Origin of the sequence: Brevibacillus sp. NPDC058079 (genome assembly GCF_042885155.1) — a bacterium.
Taxonomy (GTDB): Bacteria; Bacillota; Bacilli; order Brevibacillales; family Brevibacillaceae; genus Brevibacillus.
In genome coordinates this window covers 84400-104623 of the sequence record NZ_JBHVSO010000015.1, presented here as the reverse complement: position 1 = coordinate 104623, position 20224 = coordinate 84400, and the positions used below count along the sequence as shown (strand labels likewise).

The 20224-nt window shown below is 48.8% G+C and carries 20 protein-coding genes; all 20 read right to left on the bottom strand.

Features of this window, described 5'->3' with window-relative positions; genetic code table 11:
• Positions 1-39: 39 nt before the first annotated feature.
• Entirely contained in the window at positions 40-1056 is a 1017-nt protein-coding gene (spoIID, locus tag ACFVS2_RS30100; protein WP_390240058.1) for a stage II sporulation protein D, read from the bottom strand.
• A gap of 172 nt (positions 1057-1228) precedes the next feature.
• Positions 1229-2554: a UDP-N-acetylglucosamine 1-carboxyvinyltransferase gene (gene murA / locus ACFVS2_RS30095; RefSeq protein WP_173619692.1), complete on the bottom strand. Its 1326-nt coding sequence runs from the start codon at positions 2552-2554 to the stop codon at positions 1229-1231.
• Positions 2555-2572: 18 nt separating this feature from the next.
• Positions 2573-3316, bottom strand: coding sequence for a YwmB family TATA-box binding protein (locus ACFVS2_RS30090; RefSeq protein ID WP_173619693.1), 744 nt, complete (start codon positions 3314-3316; stop codon positions 2573-2575).
• Between the two features lie 97 nt (positions 3317-3413).
• Positions 3414-3644, bottom strand: coding sequence for a DUF1146 family protein (locus ACFVS2_RS30085; RefSeq protein WP_007722081.1), 231 nt, complete (start codon positions 3642-3644; stop codon positions 3414-3416).
• Positions 3645-3748: 104 nt separating this feature from the next.
• The gene (gene nuoN / locus ACFVS2_RS30080) at positions 3749-5281 is read right to left on the bottom strand and encodes an NADH-quinone oxidoreductase subunit NuoN (protein WP_173619694.1); all 1533 of its coding nucleotides are present in this window, start codon (positions 5279-5281) and stop codon (positions 3749-3751) included.
• 3 nt (positions 5282-5284) lie between these two features.
• Positions 5285-6817 (bottom strand): complex I subunit 4 family protein, encoded by a 1533-nt coding sequence (locus tag ACFVS2_RS30075; protein WP_390240055.1) that lies wholly within the window; start codon positions 6815-6817, stop codon positions 5285-5287.
• Entirely contained in the window at positions 6810-8723 is a 1914-nt protein-coding gene (nuoL, locus tag ACFVS2_RS30070; protein ID WP_390240053.1) for an NADH-quinone oxidoreductase subunit L, read from the bottom strand. Before nuoL ends, ACFVS2_RS30075 begins: the two co-directional genes overlap by 8 nt.
• A gap of 27 nt (positions 8724-8750) precedes the next feature.
• The gene (nuoK, locus tag ACFVS2_RS30065) at positions 8751-9062 is read right to left on the bottom strand and encodes an NADH-quinone oxidoreductase subunit NuoK (RefSeq protein WP_007722089.1); all 312 of its coding nucleotides are present in this window, start codon (positions 9060-9062) and stop codon (positions 8751-8753) included.
• Positions 9059-9568, bottom strand: coding sequence for an NADH-quinone oxidoreductase subunit J (locus ACFVS2_RS30060; protein WP_173619697.1), 510 nt, complete (start codon positions 9566-9568; stop codon positions 9059-9061). Before ACFVS2_RS30060 ends, nuoK begins: the two co-directional genes overlap by 4 nt.
• Before the next feature lies 1 nt (position 9569).
• Complete coding sequence (gene nuoI, locus ACFVS2_RS30055) at positions 9570-9983, bottom strand: NADH-quinone oxidoreductase subunit NuoI (protein ID WP_007722093.1); 414 nt, start codon at positions 9981-9983, stop codon at positions 9570-9572.
• 135 nt (positions 9984-10118) lie between these two features.
• Positions 10119-11129, bottom strand: coding sequence for an NADH-quinone oxidoreductase subunit NuoH (gene nuoH / locus ACFVS2_RS30050; protein WP_173619698.1), 1011 nt, complete (start codon positions 11127-11129; stop codon positions 10119-10121).
• Entirely contained in the window at positions 11126-12274 is a 1149-nt protein-coding gene (locus ACFVS2_RS30045) for an NADH-quinone oxidoreductase subunit D (RefSeq protein ID WP_016740195.1), read from the bottom strand. The genes nuoH and ACFVS2_RS30045 overlap by 4 nt, the downstream gene beginning before the upstream one ends.
• Before the next feature lie 3 nt (positions 12275-12277).
• Positions 12278-13714 (bottom strand): NADH-quinone oxidoreductase subunit C, encoded by a 1437-nt coding sequence (locus ACFVS2_RS30040; protein WP_390240050.1) that lies wholly within the window; start codon positions 13712-13714, stop codon positions 12278-12280.
• Positions 13711-14229: a NuoB/complex I 20 kDa subunit family protein gene (locus ACFVS2_RS30035; RefSeq protein ID WP_007725455.1), complete on the bottom strand. Its 519-nt coding sequence runs from the start codon at positions 14227-14229 to the stop codon at positions 13711-13713. The genes ACFVS2_RS30040 and ACFVS2_RS30035 overlap by 4 nt, the downstream gene beginning before the upstream one ends.
• Entirely contained in the window at positions 14220-14591 is a 372-nt protein-coding gene (locus ACFVS2_RS30030; protein ID WP_047069804.1) for an NADH-quinone oxidoreductase subunit A, read from the bottom strand. The genes ACFVS2_RS30035 and ACFVS2_RS30030 overlap by 10 nt, the downstream gene beginning before the upstream one ends.
• 303 nt (positions 14592-14894) lie before the next feature.
• On the bottom strand, positions 14895-15635 hold the full coding sequence (locus ACFVS2_RS30025; protein WP_390240047.1) for a DUF6042 family protein: 741 nt from the start codon (positions 15633-15635) through the stop codon (positions 14895-14897).
• Positions 15636-15856: 221 nt separating this feature from the next.
• Positions 15857-16255, bottom strand: a complete 399-nt coding sequence (locus ACFVS2_RS30020) for a F0F1 ATP synthase subunit epsilon (RefSeq protein WP_017252349.1) — start codon at positions 16253-16255, stop codon at positions 15857-15859.
• A 27-nt stretch (positions 16256-16282) separates the two neighbouring features.
• Positions 16283-17692, bottom strand: a complete 1410-nt coding sequence (gene atpD, locus ACFVS2_RS30015; protein ID WP_007725462.1) for a F0F1 ATP synthase subunit beta — start codon at positions 17690-17692, stop codon at positions 16283-16285.
• A 48-nt stretch (positions 17693-17740) separates the two neighbouring features.
• On the bottom strand, positions 17741-18604 hold the full coding sequence (atpG, locus tag ACFVS2_RS30010; RefSeq protein ID WP_173619701.1) for an ATP synthase F1 subunit gamma: 864 nt from the start codon (positions 18602-18604) through the stop codon (positions 17741-17743).
• A gap of 74 nt (positions 18605-18678) precedes the next feature.
• Positions 18679-20190 carry a F0F1 ATP synthase subunit alpha gene (gene atpA, locus ACFVS2_RS30005; protein ID WP_106839721.1) on the bottom strand — a complete coding sequence of 504 codons (1512 nt, stop codon included), beginning with the start codon at positions 20188-20190 and terminating at the stop codon, positions 18679-18681.
• Positions 20191-20224 lie beyond the last annotated feature (34 nt).

Sequence of the window (20224 nt, the reverse complement as noted above, 5' to 3'; positions counted from 1 at the left end):
ACCTGAGAGAGTAGGGAAAAGTAAAAATTTGCTTTTCTTTTACGCTGGGATCACTCTTGTATACTCTTGCAGACTAATTCCTTGATAGAAGTGCTTGACGATTTGCTCTGCGCTTTTGCCGTTTTTGGCCATTCCATTTGCTCCCCACTGGCTCATCCCGACACCATGACCGTACCCTTTGGTCGTAATGAAAACCTGATTGCCGCGCAAGTCCAACGTAAAGGAAGAAGAATTCAAATTGAGCTTTTCACGAAACTCTCTGCCTGTAAATTCCTTGCCGCCAATGCTGATGGCTCCTACGCGATTTCCGGTTGTACGCGATTCGATCCGATACCAGGAACCATTGGTAGAAGCCTCCTGCGTGAGCTTGACGCCCAAATTATTTTCTAGCTCCACCGTGGACATGACGACCGTTTCCTCATAGCGAGGAGATTGAATATCCCAAGGGCTCGCAACGCTCTTTAAATAAGGAATGGGCTTTTCCCAATATTCATCCGAGTTCTCTGTAAAACCATTACTGGTGGAAAAAAACGTCGCGTCAATGGGCTCGTTCTGGTAGGTCAGGATAACCCCTGCTGTTGCCATAACTGCTTGCTGGATGCGTTTGTTTTTCCATTCGTATTGGTCTCCCCAACGTTCACGCCGCTGCTTTTCATCCATATAGACTTGATGCTGTACCGTATCCAAAACCTGACCGCCTGATGGCACATCATCAAACTTGCCCTCTTTTACTCGGCGCACGATATAGGTCCTGGCGGCCAACGCCTGTGCTTTTAATGCCTCCAGCTCGAACTCAGCTGGCATTTCCGCCGCTACGACTCCGGTAATATACGCTTCTAGCGGCAATGTTTCCACGGCCTTTTTTTCTGTACGGTACACCTTTACTGGCAGAGAGGAAGCCGATTCCTTCATTGCCGGTATGGCAGGCTCCGAGACGGCCACAGTTGGCTGGCTGACAGGGCCCATTTCTGGTGAAAACCAAAAGACCAGAGCAGCAGGCATCAGGACGAGCAAGATCGGCAAAGCGATAAACCACATGAGTAGATAGCGTTTCATGCAAGAGATCCTCCCCGTTACGTACTAGACACAAAAAGTCTGAATAACCTACTAAAGTCTATGTTCTGCAACAGAGCGGTAGAACGAGAGAATGAGAGAGTCGAGAGAACGAAAAAAAGACCCCCTGCATACGCAGAGAATCTTTCGTTTTGCCATATGGTTGACGTATTTATCAAGCAAAATTAGGAGAGAAGCTTACTTTGATGGTTTCGGAAACTGATTTTTCACGAGCCTTTTCTTCTGGAACCACGCGTTCTACATCTGCTCCCAAAGCCAGCAGCTTTTCCGTAAAGTTCACGTAGCCACGGTCAATATGGTGCAGGGCAGAAACCTCAGTCTCTCCCTCAGATACAAGCCCAGCCAGTACAAGCGCTGCACCTGCACGCAAGTCAGTTGCTGCTACCTTGCTGCCTGTCAGCTTGGAACCGCCTTCGACGATGGCACTGCGGCCTTCGATCTTGATGTTCGCATTCATGCGGCGGAACTCTTCCACGTGCATGAAGCGGTTCTCAAATACTGTTTCGGTCACGATGCTCGTTCCTTCTGAAACAAGCAAAAGCGCCATCATTTGCGACTGCATATCCGTCGGGAATCCAGGGTATGGCAGCGTTTTGAGGTCAACTGCTTTCATTGGGCCTGTACGGCGTACACGAATACCGTTTTCTTGCTCCTCAATGTCCACGCCCATTTCACGAAGCTTGGCAGTCACGGATTTGAGATGATCGCAAATCGCACCTTCCACAAAGACATCCCCGCCAGTAATCGCTGCAGCAACCATGAAAGTTCCTGCTTCAATGCGGTCAGGAATGACACAATGTGTGCAGCCCTTCATCTTTTCCACACCTTCGATGCGGATAGATCCTGTACCCGCTCCGCGGATTTTTGCTCCCATCCGGTTCAGGAAGTTCGCCAAATCAACGATCTCCGGCTCTTCTGCTGCATTTTCGATCAATGTGGTTCCCTCTGCCAAAGCAGCGGCCATCATAATATTTTCTGTTGCACCGACGCTAGCAATATCCAGGTAGATTTTCGCACCCTTCAATCGTCCTTCTACCGTCGCTTCAATAAACCCTTGTCCGATTTCGATTTTGGCTCCCATAGCCTCAAACCCTTTTAGGTGCTGGTCGATCGGGCGTGTACCAATGGCACATCCACCCGGAAGAGCGACACGAGCTTGTCCTTTTCTGGCTAAAAGCGGCCCCATCACGAGGAAAGATGCGCGCATTTTGCGGACCAGTTCATAGGACGCTTCTACACTCGTAAGCTTGGAAGCATCGATCGTCAGCACTTCATGATCATATGTAAGGGAGATTCCCATCGATTTCAAGAGGTCGCATATCGTCCGGACATCGTCGAGGCCTGGTACATCTGAGATGACGCAAGTCCCTTCTTCTGCCAAGATAGATGCTGCAATAATAGGGAGTACGGCATTTTTGGCGCCAGATACTTTTACATTTCCAGCCAATGCCTTACCACCACGGACAATAATTTTATCCAATGTGTACCCCTCCGCGTGCTAATATTCCACAGTGATGATTGGTGTACCTACCGTAATCCATGTTCCAGAATGGCTGTCACGATGCGTAGCCACCTGTAGATTCATCTTTTGACCGTTTAACGCGATGAATGGTTCCCACATAGGGGTATACCCTGAAATGCTGACAACCGTATCATCTTGCAAACGTTCTAATTCTGTCGCCTGGAGAGTACCAAAAATCGACAATATTTTACCCTCCTGTTGGTCAACACCCATCTTAACATTGTACAATCCGCGAATACAAGTGCTAATTTGCGGAATAAAGTCGGCGCTTTGCAGGGCATTCGTGAAGGTTTCCTGTACTTGTCCAATATATAGTAGGTTATCACGGTTTCCAGATAACTGAAGTACTAGATATACAGAAAATGCTCCGTTTTTAGGAACTCCTGTCACCTCGTAGCTCAGTTCCACGCCGTTTTGTGTGTATGTAGTCCTATATGCGAGTATGTTGTGTTTGCGCGATTGTTCGCTTGGGGAAAACGGAATCTCAAGTTGTTGTGCCCATTTTGTCGCCAACTCTTTTACTTGTTCAGGACGCAGGCCTTCTCCCATTGCCGTACGCATACGTACCTGAACCGATACACCCGTTGCGCCCGTTTCTTCTAGTACTTTCATCATTTCTGTCACAACCGGTTTTTCTTCCTTTGCTTGTGCAGGCATCCAATACACGGCCCCCATCACGAGCAATAGAGCCAGCACGCACCAACCAGACCATTTCCCCATTGATATCCTCTCCCTATGCTTACATGTATCTCTTTGTACTTCTCATTTTGTACATGTAGCTGGGTGGATATACCAGCGAATCGTCGTCTTTGGGTATTTAGTTGAACAAATTCCCGAATGTCAGGGACCAGCCCAAGTAATCAAGGAAAAAGCGGGACACTTCATATCCAATCACAATGGAAAGAAAAATTTGCAACAGCTTCGCCTGAGCACCATTTGGTTTTTTCAAAATCTTATCAAAGCGAAAGGATTGCAACGCCCACCAAGCGAGCCCAATAAACGCAATCGATAAAATGATACTCAACAAGCCATATACTTCTTGTGGCATGTTCGCTACCTCCTCATTACCCTTCCAAGAATCATAGAAAAAGGGACGGCCCGATCACGAGCCATCCCTTCTATTGTACCTGAAGTGCTATTCAGTTACGAGTATCACTGAGAGCTGGGAGAGAGCATGTTCCCAAAATCAAAGGACGGATTGAAATGAATCTGGATATAGTCGGTGACCAGACCCGGGAAAGCACCGAAGAAGACAGTAGCGATTGCCATGATGAGAATAAACATCCAAATGCCTTTTGGCACAACCATCGGTGCTTCGGTTGTCCCAGGACGCATGTACATCTGACGAATAATCCCAAAGTAGTAGTAGTAGGAAATGACGCTGGTGATGATCATAATCGCCGCCAGCCAGTAGTTTTCTACCACTAATGTACCCATGAACAGATAGAACTTCCCGAAGAAACCAACCGTAATCGGGATACCTGCCAAGGACAAGAGGAAGATGCTCATCGCAATCGCCATCACTGGTGAGCGATGATACAATCCGGCGAATCCTTTCAAATCCTCTGTCTCTTGCTCACGAGATACAACCATAATCACAGCGAAAGCACCAAAGCTGACGATCAAGTAACCGAACAGATAAAAGATCACTTCGCTGAAAAAGAGAGAGGTCGGCGGTACAAACGGCACGAGCAAATAGCCCGCTTGCGCAATACCTGAGTAAGCCATCATACGCTTGACGTTTGTCTGCCTGAGCGCCATCGTATTCCCGATAATCATCGAGGCCGCAGCCATCAACCCCAGATAGAGGCTTCCCTCTTCGAAAAAGAACCGTCCTGATCCCGTTCCATCGGAAACGTTGAAAAACGAGATCATCATCACTCGAAAGATCAGCGCGAACCCTGCTGCTTTTGACACAACTGCCAGGAAAGCAGTGACTGGGGTAGGAGCACCCTGATACACATCTGGCGCCCACATGTGGTTAGGCGCTGCAGATATTTTGAATGCAAGACCTACTGCGAGAAACGCAAACGCCGTATAGACGAGGAACTGATAGCCCGCCATTCCCGCTTCTGCCAATCGGAATGAGATTTCATAAATATGTGTGGTTCCCGTGAGTCCGTACACGTACGACATCCCAAACAGGAGCACAGCAGTGGCAATACTTCCCGAAACGACGTATTTGAACGCCGACTCGTTGGAAAGCTGCGATTTTTTTCGCAATCCGACCAGTACATAGGACGAGAGAGACAATAGCTCCAGTCCCACAAACAAGGTAATCAAGTCAGCAGACGAAGCCATGACCATAGCCCCGAGAAGCCCGGTCAGCAGCAAATAGTAATACTCGCCTCTGTGCTGGATTTCCCCTGATTTCAGATAGGACAGCGAGATGAGAATGGCAAAAGCTGTCCCTGCCAGGAAAATCAGCTTGAACGCATTGCCGTAATCATCGATTCGGATCATGTCGATCATGTAGCTGTATGGCTTATCGAGAGCATTCATATTGATGATCACAAAGATCGCCGCTATGACCGTTGCCAGGAAGGATAGCCAACCGATGACCTGCTTGCCAAGGCGTTTACCCGCAAAAAGATCCAACAGTGATAAAAAGGTAGCAAAGCCAAGAATGATAAACTCGGGCAGAAGGTAGCTCCAGTCATATGAGAAAATATCTTTAACTTCCATGGATTACCCTCCTATTCCCGTTACGATAGGTACGATCGTTTTCAGCGCCTGCTGCATCGGATTCCCCAGAACTGCCGGATAAACCCCGATGAGAATAATACATCCCAATAGGACTACCATCGGAATGACTTCCATCGGCTGTGCATCAGCAAGTCCTGTACATCTACCTGGAGTAGGGCCAAAAGTCGTTTTCAAGATCGCTCTGAGTAAGTACACCGCGGTGAGGACAATCCCGATCGCTCCCACTGCTGCCATTACTGGCAAACGACCAAACAGACCGAGGAAGGCAAAGAACTCACTAATGAATCCGGACATGCCCGGAAGTCCGAGTGAAGCCATCCCGCCTGCCAACAACACGCCGCTAACAAACGGCATGGACTTGGCTAAACCGCCCAAATCGTCGAGCATCGATGTCTGTGTCCGATCCCAAATGACACCGATCAAGAAGAAGAGCAGTGCTGAGATAAAGCCGTGGGATACCACTTGGAACATCGCTCCCTGAAACCCAATCGTGTTCATCGAAGCAAAACCAAGCAAGACGATACCCATATGGCTGATACTAGAGTAAGCCAGCACCATTTTTAAATCCTTTTGTACGAAGGCCAGTACAGCTCCATACAAAATGTTGATAATCCCCAAAACTGCCATCCACGTAGAGAAATCATAGGCCTGCTCTGGGAAGAAGCCGATTCCCATCCGCAAAAGACCGTACGCCCCCATCTTCAACAAAATACCGGAGTGAATCATGACGATAGAAGGTGGAGCCTGTACGTGTACGCGTAGCATCCACGTGTGGAACGGAAATACTGGCAGCTTGATCGCAAAAGCGATAAATAGCGCTAGGAAGATGCCAAAACGCATTTCCGGCGTAAGGATTTCGGTTATCGGATGCCCTGGTGTCGTCAGAATCGCCGTGATTTCATCCATATTGAGCGTCCGCATGATGACAAAGATCACGATGAAAGCTAGCAGCATGATACCTGAACCGATTCCGTTATACAAAAGGAATTTGTTCGCCGCTTGTTCGCGCTCCCCATATCCCCAAATCCCGACGAGGAAGTACATCGGTACGAGTGTCAGCTCGAAGAAAATGAAGAACAGAAACAGATTGTCTGCAGCAAAGACTCCCAACATACCGATCAACAGCAGGTGAAACAGGATAAAATACTCCTTCTGCCTCTTCTTGATCTGCCACGAAGCAATTGCTGCGAGGGTACCGATAATCGCCGTCAGCAAAATCAATGGCATCGAAATACCATCTACACCGAGTTCATAGTTGATCTCAAAAGCAAAGACGGTGCCTGCCTGAGCCATTCCAATCGGAATCGAAATCCAATTGTGCTTTTCTACGAACTGCAGATTAGCTGTCTCGTAATCAAACATGCCGAACATCCAACCTGCCAAGATAAGTGCCGGCAACGTTCCAAAAATCCCGACCTGCTTGATCACACCTGCATGTCGACTGGGGATAAAAGCCATGACGAGAATCGCCAGCAGCGGAGAGAACACCAGTGATGACAAAAGGATATTACCCAAAGAGTCCACCTCCCTTGGCCGTCAAACTGATGGCAATGATCAAGAGTAACAGACCGAATATGACCATTGCTCCATAGGACTGCATCTGCCCACTTTGTACTCTTGCGTGCAAAGATCCGATTCCTTGGGTGATTTTTGCTGTCAATCCAACCAAACCATCCACAATATACTTATCAAATACATCCAGGACAAATCCAAGCCAGCCTAATGGACGAACAATGACGTTGTGATACAGCTCATCGATGTAGTACTTCTTGTATGAGAGCTGATAGAGCCACGGCATTGCTTTTGGAATCGTGTCCGAGGAGATTGATTTCTTGCCGTACATCAGGTAAGCCAGCACGACTCCGAGAATCGAGATCAACAGAGCCACAATCTGCAACCAAGATGGTGCATGCTCATTGCCTTCCCCAAAAATGCTCGTGATTGCCGTCCCTGTGTTGGTTGACAACAACCAATCAGAGAGTAATGGCGCATACGGTGTATTCACAAAGCCTGCGATAACCGCAAGCAACGCCAAGACCAAGAGCGGACCTGTCATGACACTTGGAGATTCGTGCGCTTCGTGCTTGCCACGTGCCTTCCCTGCGAATGTCAGGAAGAACAGACGGAACATATAGAATGCGGTAAAGAATGCTGCTAAGAGCGCGATGAACAGTAAATCGTAGCGATGCGCTCCGTAAACAGCTCCCAGGATTGCTTCTTTCGACCAGAAACCAGCGAACGGAAAGATCCCCGCAATCGCCAAGCAACCGATCAAGAAAGTCAAAGCGGTGATCGGCATCTTTTTCCACAAGCCACCCATTTCGAATACATTCTGCGTATGTACGGCATGGATGACACTACCCGCTCCAAGGAAGAGCAATGCTTTGAAAAACGCGTGCGTCATCAAATGGAAGGAACCTGCTACATAACCAGCAGCACCAGCTACCCCCAATGCCATCATCATGTACCCGAGCTGACTGACTGTGGAATAAGCCAAGACACGCTTGATATCCCGTTGAGTCAGGCCGATCGAAGCTGCAAATATGGCGGTGAATCCTCCTACATACGCCACAACTGTCAAAGCCGTATCGGATGCGATAAACAGCGGATAGGTAGCAGCGACCAAATAAACACCAGCCGCGACCATCGTTGCCGCGTGAATTAATGCAGACACAGGTGTTGGACCTTCCATGGCATCAGGCAACCACGTATGAAGCGGAAATTGACCTGATTTCCCCATGGCCCCAATGAAGATGAGGATCGCCGCGAGCGTAATCATCCATGGTTCCAGTCGTCCGAGTGCGATACTCTCAAAAATCGCTCCGTACTCGAAACTTCCGGTCCACCAGAACAACAGACATATCCCGATGAACAGACCAAGATCCCCGATGCGTGTAACGATAAAAGCCTTTTTGGCAGCCGCTTTTGCCTCTGTCTTGAAGTAGTAGTAGCCAACGAGCAGGAAGGAGCATACCCCGACCAGCTCCCAGAAAATATATACTTGCAACAAATTTGGCGAGATGACTAATCCCAGCATGGAGAACGTGAACAGCGCCAGGTATTGATAAAACACTGGAAATCGTTCATCCCCATGCATGTAGCCTTTGGAGTAGATTTGGACCAACAGACTGACCAATGTCACAATGACGAGCATCATGGCATTCAGCGGATTCACTTCGAATCCCATGTTGATCACGATATCGCCGATATGCAGCCAATCTATCACATAATTGTAATCGGTTCCCCCACCCTGGAATCTCTCCCAGAAGATGAGCACTGCGATTCCAAAAGAAACAGCCGTCAGGGTAATGCCCACTATGGCCGCTCCTTCTTTCAATTGGCGACCAAATGAGACGATCACGATGAAAGCAAGAAGCGGAAACAGAGGGATCAGCCAGGCATAGTGCATTAGAGTATCCATCTTTGTCCTCCTTTTCAGGTTTCCCTCTTATCGTTTCATTTGGTCCATTTCATCTACATTCACGGTCTCCTTGTTGCGATACAGCGCAATCAGGATCGCTAACCCTACGGCAACCTCGGCAGCTGCAACCGTCATCGTGAACAAGGTAAAGATTTGTCCTGTCACAGATGGATACAGTCCGAATTTGGAAAAGGCGACCAGGTTAATATTTACAGCATTTAGCATCAGCTCGATTGATAACAAGACGACGACTGCATTTCGCTTCGTCAATGCGCCGTACAAGCCTACACAAAAGAGAATCAAAGCAACCATTAAGTAGGAGGAAATACTTACTGTCATTCGTTATCCCCCTCCTTTTTCGCCATGATGATCGCCCCAACCAACGCGACCAACAACAGAACAGACAACAGCTCAAATGGTATGACGAATTTGGTGAATACTTCGATACCAATTTCTTTTGCATTATCTACAGGAGCCTCTGCAGGTGGCGGTGGCGCAGGCCACGGTGTATTTTGCACACCCCAGAACAATAATCCGAACAGAACGATTACGAAAAGCAGGATAAAACGGTTTTTCCATGTCCGGCCCGTTCCCTCATCGTTCGCATCATGCTTGGTCAGCATGATTCCAAAGAGCATCAGAATGGAGATAGCCCCTGAATAAACCAGAATTTGTGCGACCCCGACGAACTCCGCTCCCAGCAAAACAAACAGACCTGCAATGCTGATAAACGTAACGCCCAATGAGATGACCATGTGGACGACGCGCGTAAAGCTGATCATAAACACCGCGCCACCGATCGTCAGGAGAGACAGGATAAAAAAGGCAACGAATTCGCCTGTCATACTAATTCTCCTCCCTGACGTTCGTATTGTTGTCGTCCAGCCACTTCAAGTTCTTGTACAATTCGTCCCGGCTATAGGCAGCCAGTTCGAAGTTGTTTGTCATCACAATCGCTTCAGTGGGACAAACCTCTGTACACAGATCGCATAAAATGCACAGCTCAAAATTGATATCGTACGTATCGATAATCTTTCCCTTTTTCTCCGGATCAGGATGGGGCTTCCCTGTCAGTTGAATACACTCTGTCGGACAAATGCGTGCGCATTGGTTACAGACGATGCATTTTTCAGGAGAAAAGTGCTGAATACCGCGAAAGCGAGGCGGCATTGGAAAGGGCACATCCGGATAGAAGTGGGTTACCTTTTTCTCCGTGAGCTTTTTAAATGTATACCCCAGGCCTTTGGCCAGTCCTAGCATGTGTGTCACCCCTCAGGATTTGAGAACTTGGCTGCACCACGTTTTTGACGAAAGCTAGCTTTTGGCGAAGCAAGCCTATGGCGAAGCCTGCGCTATGAAAACAGTGGGACGTAGTCGTTTTCGATCAAGTCGCTACTAGAACATGCCATGTTGGTAAGATACCACTACGGCTGTGAGCAGGATGTTGAACAATGCCACGGGCAACAGCACTTTCCAGGCAAACGACATCAGTTGATCGACACGTAAGCGCGGCATCGTGGCGCGAATCCAAAACTGGAGGAAGACGTAAACTGAAAATTTAAGGATAAACCAGACGATTCCCGGAATGAAGTCCAACGATGGATGAATCGGCAACCATCCACCAAAAAAGAGAATCGTGATCAAGGCACCCATCCCGAACATGTACACATACTCCGCCAGCATGAACATCGCAAAACGGAAACCGGAGTACTCGACGTGGTAACCACCAACGAGCTCCGACTCTGCTTCTGGCAAGTCAAATGGCGTACGATTCAGCTCAGCCTGGGCAGCAATGATAAATACAACAAATCCGATAAACTGCGGAACAATATTCCAGACATCCCGCTGCGCCTCGACAATATCTTTGAGATTCATGCTGCCCGTCAATAGAACGATACCCACTACGGACATGACCAGCGGTACTTCATAGCTGATCATCTGCGCAGCGGAGCGGAGACCCCCGATCAGCGAATACTTGTTATTCGAGGCCCAGCCAGCCGTGATCACGCCTAATACAGTGATCCCAGACAAGGCGATATAGTACAACAGCCCTATTCCCAGATCAGCGAACCGAATGCTGTCCGTAAAAGGCATGACCGCCAATACGGCAAAAGCAGGGGCATAGGCCAATATTGGTGCTAAAGTGAACAACGCTTTGTCAGCGTGTTGCGGACGAATATCTTCCTTTAATAGCAGCTTGGCAACATCCGCAACCGTCTGGAGAAGTCCCAATGGTCCTACTCGATTCGGCCCGATGCGCAGCTGCATCCACCCTATCACTTTACGCTCAAAGTAAATGGCGTACGTAACGAATCCCAACACGACTGCAAGCAGTAAAACTGCCGCTACGATAAACCAGATCGTGGTCCCCCATGAGGGTGCTTGCTGCAAGAGAGTATTCATCAACAGTCAACCTCCCCGAGCACGATGTCGATACTGCCCAGGATGGCAACCATGTTCGAGAGGTTTTCCCCCTGCAACAGCTTAGGCAGAATTTGCAGATTGGTAAACGAAGGCCGTCTGAACTTCAATCTCCACGGTTTATCCTTACCTTGACTGGCAATGTAACAACCAATTTCTCCTCGCGGTGACTCGATGCGCACATATGTCTCCCCAGCAGGTGGGCGAATCACACGTGGTACTTTGCCCATGACTTCGCCTTCACTCGGAAATTGCTCCAATGCCTGCTCAAGAATTCGCAGAGATTGTTCAATTTCAGCCATGCGCAGATGATAACGCGCCATGCAATCTCCCTCAGTCGCTGTCGGCACATCAAATTCAAAACGATCGTAAATACAATACGGTTCGTCTTTGCGCAGGTCCCACTTGACACCTGTCGAGCGGAGCATCACGCCAGATAGCGAGTAATCCAACGCAGTTTTTGTATCGAACTTGCCGATTCCATTGAGACGGTTGATAAAAATCTCGTTACCCGTCACCAACTGATGGTAGTTATTCAATTCCTTCTTCATATATTGGACAAATTCTTTGGCTTTGTCTGTCCAGCCTGGAGGTGCATCCCATTTCACTCCGCCTACGCGCATGTAGTTAAAGGTCATCCGCGCCCCGCATAGCTCATTAAACAAATCCAGGATCGTCTCCCGATCACGGAATGCATACAGGAAGGGCCCCATCGCACCAATGTCCAAAAGAAACGTTCCCCACCAAACCAAATGGCTCGCCACCCGGTTCAGTTCCATCGCGATCAATCGTAGAAACTGAGCTCGTTCTGGAATTTCCAACCCCATCATCGTTTCTACTGCGTGACAGAGAACGTAGTTGTTGGTCATGGCGGACACGTAGTCCATACGGTCTGTATAAGGAATAATTTGTGTATAGGTCAAGTTTTCAGCCAGCTTCTCTGTACCTCGATGCAGATAACCCATCACCGGTATCGCTTCTTTAATGGTTTCCCCATCGATTTTTACTACCAAGCGAAATACTCCGTGTGTACTCGGATGCTGTGGACCTACGTTTAATAACATCTCTTCCGTACGAAGTCCTGTTTCAGAAGAGGTATCAACATGAGTCGTGAGGATGTTATGGTTCATCTGCTAAACCTCCTCGTCGTATTGCACATAATCTTTGCGCAGCGGATATCCTATCCAATCATCCGGCAACAGGATTCGACGTAAATCCTTATGTCCCGGGAAATGAATACCCAAAAGGTCAAAAGTCTCTCTTTCATTCCAATTTGCGCCATGCCAGAGGTCCATTACAGAAGCAACATTTGACTCTTCTCTGCTCGTTTTGACCTTTACTGCCAGGCTTTGGCGATTTTTGTAGGAATAAAAGTGGTAGTATACCTCCAGGCGATCCTCGTAATCGACACCATGAAGATCGGACAGATACTCAAAGCTTAATTGCTCATCATCTCTTAAAAATTGGGCAACTTGATGCCAACGTTCGTTTTGAATGGTGAGAGTTGGAACTTCCTTTCCCAGCTCGTTAATATACGAAGCCTCGATGACTTCCTGCCCAAATGCTTCGGAAATTCGTGACACGTATTTATCAAGATAGGGCTGGTTTTTAGAAGGTGCTTTCGGCGTTTCCTCTGCCGGGGTCTCATCCCCAGTCGCTTGCGCTGCTTTTGCCTTCGCTGCTGCTGCGGCGGCGGCTTTGGCTTTTGCGGCAGCTGCGGCCTTTGCCTTGGCGTCGTCATCACCGGATTCATCGCCGCCTGCTTCACGTGCGGCTTTTGCCTTTGCAGCTGCTGCTGCGGCAGCCTTTGCTTTTGCGGCAGCAGCGGCCTTCGCCTTGGCATCCGCATCTGGAGCTGAATCAGCTGTATCGGCTCCATTTCCCTCGGCTTCTTTTACTTCCTTCGCTGCTTTTGCCTTGGCTAGTGCTTCTGCGGCAGCTGCTTTCTTGGCTGCAGCTTTTTCTTCCGGCGTCATTTCAGACACAGGCTTTGCTGGTGGTGAAGCAGCTTCTGTCTGCTCCTTCGCTGCTTTTGCCTTGGCAATTGCTTCAGCCGCTGCTGCTTTTTTGGCTGCGGCTTTTTCTTCCGGCGTCATTTCGGACACAGGCTTTGCTGGTGGTGAAGCAGCTTCTGCTTGTTCCTTCGCTGCTTTTGCCTTGGCAATTGCTTCGGCTGCTGCTGCTTTCTTGGCTGCGACTTTTTCTTCCGGCGTCATTTCAGAAACGGGCTTTGCTGGTGTAGCAACTGCTTCTGATTGTTGCTCGGCAACTGGAGTTTCTGCTTCCGCAGCTTCTGCCTGTTCCTTCGCTACTTTTGCCTTGGCAATCGCTTCAGCCGCTGCTGCTTTCTTGGCTGCAGCTTTTTCCTCAGGTGTCATTTCGGACACAGGTTTTGCTTCCGGAGCAGAGACTTCCTCTTGTGGCTCTTGAGATGCCTCCACTGGGCTCGTCTCTTGGGAACCCTGCGCTTCCTGTTCTCTTAATTTTCGCAATGCTTCGGCCTTGGCACGGGCTTCAGCTGCTGCTGCTGCCTTCTCCTCTGGCGTCGGCTTGCGTTTCTCGTCGCTCATAGATTGGTCACCTGCTTCCCAGTCTTCGCTTCGTAACGGATTTTTTCTTGGAGCTTATTGATTCCGTAGATCAAAGCGGCAGGGTTAGGCGGACAACCTGGAATATATACGTCGACAGGCACAATCTGGTCTACACCTTTTACCACGCTGTACGAGCGCACGTACGGACCTCCCGCTGTCGCACAGGAGCCCATGGCAATCACCCACTTCGGTTCAGGCATTTGATCATACAGCCTGCGCAGCAGTGGCGCCATCTTTTTCGTGACGGTTCCGGCTACGATCATGACATCAGATTGTCTTGGGGATGCTCGAAAAATAACGCCAAACCGGTCGAGGTCATAACGCGCTCCACCCGTTCCCATCATCTCGATCGCGCAACAGGCCAAGCCGAAGGTTAATGGCCACAACGAGTTGCTACGAACCCATCCCTTCACTGTTTCCAATGTCGTGAACATGACGTTGCGATTCAATTCCTCTTGCAATTCAGGCGCAATGCTTGTCAGATCTAGTTCCATTCCAGCACCTTCTTTCTCCACGCGTAAATCAATCCTATGATGAGCAAGGATATAAAGATGACCATCTCGACTAAGGCAAAGAGCCCCAGTTCTTTGTAAGCGACGGCCCACGGATACAGAAAGAGTGTTTCTACATCAAAGATGACAAACATGAGGGCAAAGATGTAATACTTCACGTTGAAACGCACCCAACTGTCACCAACAGGAATGTTACCGCTTTCATAAGTAGTTTGCTTCTCCCGTGTCGGTTTCTTTGGACGAAGTAATGGACCAACGAAACTGACTGTAGCCACGGGCAACAGCACACCAAGAATCAAAAAGATCGCGACAATCACATAATTGTTGGTATAGATGTCACTCACCCACGTTCCCTCCGCTCTTGAGAAAGGTATGAATCGTCTTGCGCTGTCCTCCAGAAGAAGTTGAGACTCCCTCAAAAGGGTACTGCTCGCAGCATCAAAGGTGTAGGTATGAACGCTGTCGCTAATTGATACTGCTAGAAAAAAATACCTTTATCATTATAGCAAATTGCCAATAGGGTGTCTAACGAAAGCCTTCCTTTTGTGCCATATAAAGGGAAAAAACTCAAGGATTTCTCCCTGAGTTTTTCCAGCATAGTATGATGACCAAACGAATATGCCTGTCTGGCTCTCATATTCTCTTAATTATTGAACGTTCTTTGAAAATTGCTGTCCGAGGAAATCCTCGTAAATGCGCTCCCATACAATCGTGAAGTTCATCTTCTCGTCTTCTGGGATCTCCAGCATATTTTCAATCGCATCTTCCATATATGGAGTCAGCTTGATCAGAACTTCTGCCAGCATCTGGTCATTGGTGTTCAGCAATTGCTTCATTTCTGCTTTGGACATGCTGAACTCATTTTCTTCTTGCTCATGCAGCTTCATTACGAGGCGGCTAAACATCGGATGAACCAATGCTTCCAGTTTAATATGAGCCAATGCAAGAGATTCTGCTTCACTCAGCTTGAACAACTCAGATGCATCTGGGAATGGATAAACCGGTACATCCCAAGCATCTCCATTATCGATTACCAGACCCCACTTCACGAAAAGCTCAATCGCCTCGTCAAGAGATGTCGGATATGCATAATCAGAACGGCTCATGAACGCTTTGAATCTGTTCAAGAGGTTTACATAGCCCTTAAAATCCTCTTCAGACTTAAAGCCTTCTTGAACAGGCTCGGTGAATGTGCCTTTCAATGCATCGAACTCGTCCAGAGCTTTTCTCATTTCTTCTTTTGACTCATGCTTCGTTACTACATAGCACATTGCCTGGAAGAGAACATTCATTTCATGAGATAGCACGCTTGTCCAGCCATTAGCCGCAAAGCTGCTAGGAATCACTACGCCATCTTGATTGTGGCGGATATCGCGAACGGTTTGCATCAATTACACTCTCCTTTAATCCCAATAGCCAATGCCGCTTTTTCCCGCTGTTTTTCATGCTAACGTAGCTCGTCGGCAGGGCATTAGGTCTATTATACACAGAAACATTAGGCAATTACCAACTGGAAATATCATGCCCGATTTCCATGGCTCATCATTCATCGCCTTATAACCGAAAAATCCCCGCAGCCACATGGGCGCGGGGATATCAAGCTTACGCTTTACTTCGCTACGTCGAGACGTGCCATCGCACGTTGTAGCGCGCGTTCTGCACGCTTGACGTCGAGCTCGGCATATTTCTCAGCCAAACGCTTTTCAGCACGCTCTTTCGCTGCCTTCGCGCGTTCAACATCGATGTCTCCCGGCAATTCAGCCGTTTCAGCAAGGATGGTCACTTTATCGCCGCGAACTTCCATGAAGCCGCCGCTTACAGCCATCTTTACTTCTTTATCGCCTTCTGTCTTAATCCGAACTGGCGCTGTTTTCAGCGGGGTTACCAACGGCACGTGGTTCGGCATAATACCGATTTCCCCTTGCAAGCCGCGAGCAATCACCATTTCAGCCTGACCGCTGTAGACAACCCGTTCAGGAGTTACGACTTCAACTGTCATCTTACTCACTTACTCGTCTCCCCTTTCCAGGGTGTCTTACGCCATTTTCTTCGCTTTTTCTACCGCTTCTTCAATTGTACCTACGTACAGGAACGCGCCCTCTGGCAGGTGGTCATGCTTACCTTCGAGGATTTCCTTGAAGCTGCGAACGGTTTCTTTCAATGGCACGTATTGGCCTGGGTTACCAGTGAACTGCTCGGCAACGTGGAAGGACTGGGACAAGAAACGTTGAATACGGCGTGCGCGTCCAACTACTTGCTTGTCATCGTCGCTCAACTCGTCCATACCGAGAATCGCGATGATATCTTGCAGTTCTTTGTAACGTTGCAGGATTTTTTGAACGCTACGAGCCACATCATAGTGTTCTTGTCCTACTACATCAGGAGCCAGAGCACGGGAAGTGGATGCGAGTGGGTCTACCGCAGGGAAGATACCCAACTCAGCGATGGAACGCTCCAAGTTCGTTGTAGCGTCCAAGTGAGCAAACGTAGTAGCAGGAGCCGGGTCAGTGTAGTCATCCGCTGGTACGTAGATCGCTTGAATGGACGTTACGGAACCTTTTTTCGTGGAAGTAATACGCTCTTGCAGCTGACCCATTTCGGTAGCCAATGTTGGCTGGTAACCTACCGCAGATGGCATACGGCCCAAGAGAGCAGAAACTTCGGAACCCGCTTGAGTAAAGCGGAAGATGTTATCAACAAAGAGAAGAACGTCGCGGCCTTCTTCATCACGGAAGTATTCCGCCATAGTCAGACCAGTCAACGCTACACGAAGACGTGCACCAGGCGGTTCGTTCATCTGACCGAATACCATCGCGGTTTTCGGCAGTACGCCTGCGTCTTTCATCTCGTGGTACAGGTCGTTACCTTCACGGGTACGCTCACCTACACCAGCGAATACGGAAATACCACCGTGCTCTTGCGCGATGTTGTTGATCAGCTCTTGAATAGTAACGGTTTTACCTACACCCGCACCACCAAACAGACCGATCTTACCACCCTTGATGTACGGAGCCAAGAGGTCAATAACTTTGATACCTGTTTCCAGGATCTCAACAGTCGTTGCTTGGTCTACGAACTCAGGAGCTTTACGGTGAATTGGGTCACGACGATCTACTTGACCAAGTTCTTGCAGGTCGATCGGCTCACCCAATACGTTAAATACGCGTCCGAGGGTAATTGCACCCACTGGAACGGAGATAGCTGCACCTGTATCAACTGCTTCCATGCCACGAACCAAACCGTCAGTGGAAGACATCGCAACGGTACGAACCAAGTTATCGCCCAAATGAGTAGCAACCTCAACAGTCAAGTTGATGTCGCGCTCACCAGCGCTTTGTGCTTTATGTTGAATCTTGATCGCATTGTAAATGGCAGGCAGGTGTCCGCGGTCGAACTCGACGTCAACAACCGGACCCATTACCTGAACCACGCGTCCATTCGCCATCTTACTTCTTCCCTCCTGTAAAGCTAAATTGGGAGCTATTCGCTGCCACTAAGCCTGTGCGTTTGCACCTGCAACGATCTCGGAAATCTCTTGTGTAATGGCTGCCTGACGAGCACGGTTGTAGCTCAACGTTAAACGGTTGATCATATCCGTAGCATTGTCTGTCGCGCTGCCCATTGCCGTCATACGGGAACCTTCTTCAGAAGCTTTTGCTTCGAGGAGTGCACTGTAAACCAGTGTTTCCGCATATTTCGGCAACAGATCCGCCAATACTTCTTCCGAGGACGGCTCATACTCGTAATTCAATTCGCGCGCATTGTTGCTCTCGGGAGCTTCCAATGGCAGCAATTGTTTTACGGTAGGTATTTGCGAAATTGCACTTTGGAACTTGTTGTAGCACAGGTACAGTTCGTCAATCTGCTCGTTCTCGAACATTTGGACTGCTGCACCGGCAATTTTCTTGATATCAGCAAAGGCTGGGCTGGCTGGCAGACCTGTAACTTCCTCCAAAAGCGGGTAGTTCCGTTTGCTGAAGAAGTCACGACCTTTGCGGCCAATCACAAAAATACCGTACTCATCCTTGGACTTGTGCTTCTCGTTAATGGTAGTTACCACTTTACGGAGAATGTTGGCATTGTAACCCCCAGCAAGTCCACGGTCGGAAGTGATGACAATATAACCAGTCTTTTTCACCGGACGATTTTGCAACATTGGATGTTTGGAAGCAGAGTTCCCACTCGCGATGCTTGCGATCACTTCTTGGATCTTGTCAGCATACGGTCGTGCCGCCTCGGCTTTATCCTGGTTACGGCGAAGCTTTGCAGCCGCCACCATTTTCATCGCTTTCGTGATTTGGCGCATATCTTTTTTACTTTTGATACTGCGTCGAATCTCACGTATTCCTTTAGCCACTCGTTTTCACCACCTTGAGGACGCATGCACGGGCAAATGGCCCGGCATGCATCTGATGTCTATCAGGTTAACGATTAGCGAGTTACCGAAAAGCCTTTTTTGAACTCTTCGATCGCTGCGTTGAATTCTTTTTCATCTGGAAGGTCTTTCGTTGTGCGGATGTGCTCCAACAGTTGCGGTTTGTTGGAATCCAAGAAAGACAACATCTCTTTCTCAAAGCGGCGCACTTCTGCTATTGGAATGTCATCCAGGAAACCTCTTGTAGCGCTATAGATAGAAGCAACTTGCTTCTCAACAGACATTGGATCGAACTGACCTTGTTTCATGATTTCCATCAAGCGCTCACCACGGGTCAGACGAGCTTGGGTCGCTTTGTCCAGATCGGAACCGAACTGAGCAAACGCAGCCAACTCACGGTATTGAGCCAACTCGAGCTTGAGTGGACCTGCTACCTTTTTCATCGCCTTGATTTGCGCGGAACCACCTACACGGGATACAGAAAGACCGGTGTTAACCGCTGGACGTTGACCTGCGTTGAACAAGTCTGTCTCCAGGAAGATCTGACCGTCCGTGATGGAGATCACGTTGGTTGGAATGTACGCGGAAATGTCACCCGCTTGGGTTTCGATGAATGGCAGAGCCGTAATGGAACCAGCACCCAACTCATCAGACAGTTTCGCAGCGCGCTCCAGCAAGCGGGAGTGCAAGTAGAATACGTCACCAGGATATGCTTCGCGACCTGGAGGACGGCGGAGCAAGAGGGACATTTCGCGGTATGCAGAAGCCTGTTTGGACAGGTCATCGTATACGCACAGAACGTGTCCGCCTTTGTACATGAAGTACTCAGCCATTGTTACACCAGTATAAGGAGCCAGGTACAACATTGGAGCTGGGTCAGACGCAGTTGCAGAAACGATGATGGTGTAATCTAGAGCACCTGCTTTACGCAGTGTTTCTACGATGTTTGCAACGGTGGATTGCTTTTGACCGATTGCAACGTAGATACAAATCATGTCTTTACCTTTTTGGTTGATGATCGTGTCGAGCGCCACTGCTGTTTTACCAGTTTGGCGGTCACCAATGATCAACTCACGCTGTCCACGACCAACTGGGATCATCGCGTCAATCGCTTTGATACCTGTTTGGAGTGGCTCATGTACGGATTTACGCGCCATAACGCCAGGAGCTGGGCTCTCGATTGGGCGGAAACCGTCATTTGCGATAGGGCCTTGACCATCGATTGGTTGACCCAGTGGGTTTACAACGCGGCCGAGCAGCGCTTCCCCTACTGGAACTTCCATAACGCGGCCGGTACGTTTTACAGTATCGCCTTCCTTAATGTCGCGGAAAGGTCCCATAATTACGACACCCACGTTATCTTCTTCCAAGTTGAGTACCATACCCATTACGCCATTTTGGAACTCGAGAAGCTCCCCTTGCATGGCCTTTTCCAAACCGTGGACACGAGCAATACCGTCACCTACTTGGATGACTGTGCCTACATCCACAACTTCGATTTCAGATTTAAAGTTAGCGATCCGCTCTTTAATGAGGGAGCTAATCTCTTCTGGTCTGATTGCACTCACTTAATTCACCCCATTCATCCAACTTCGTAAAAGC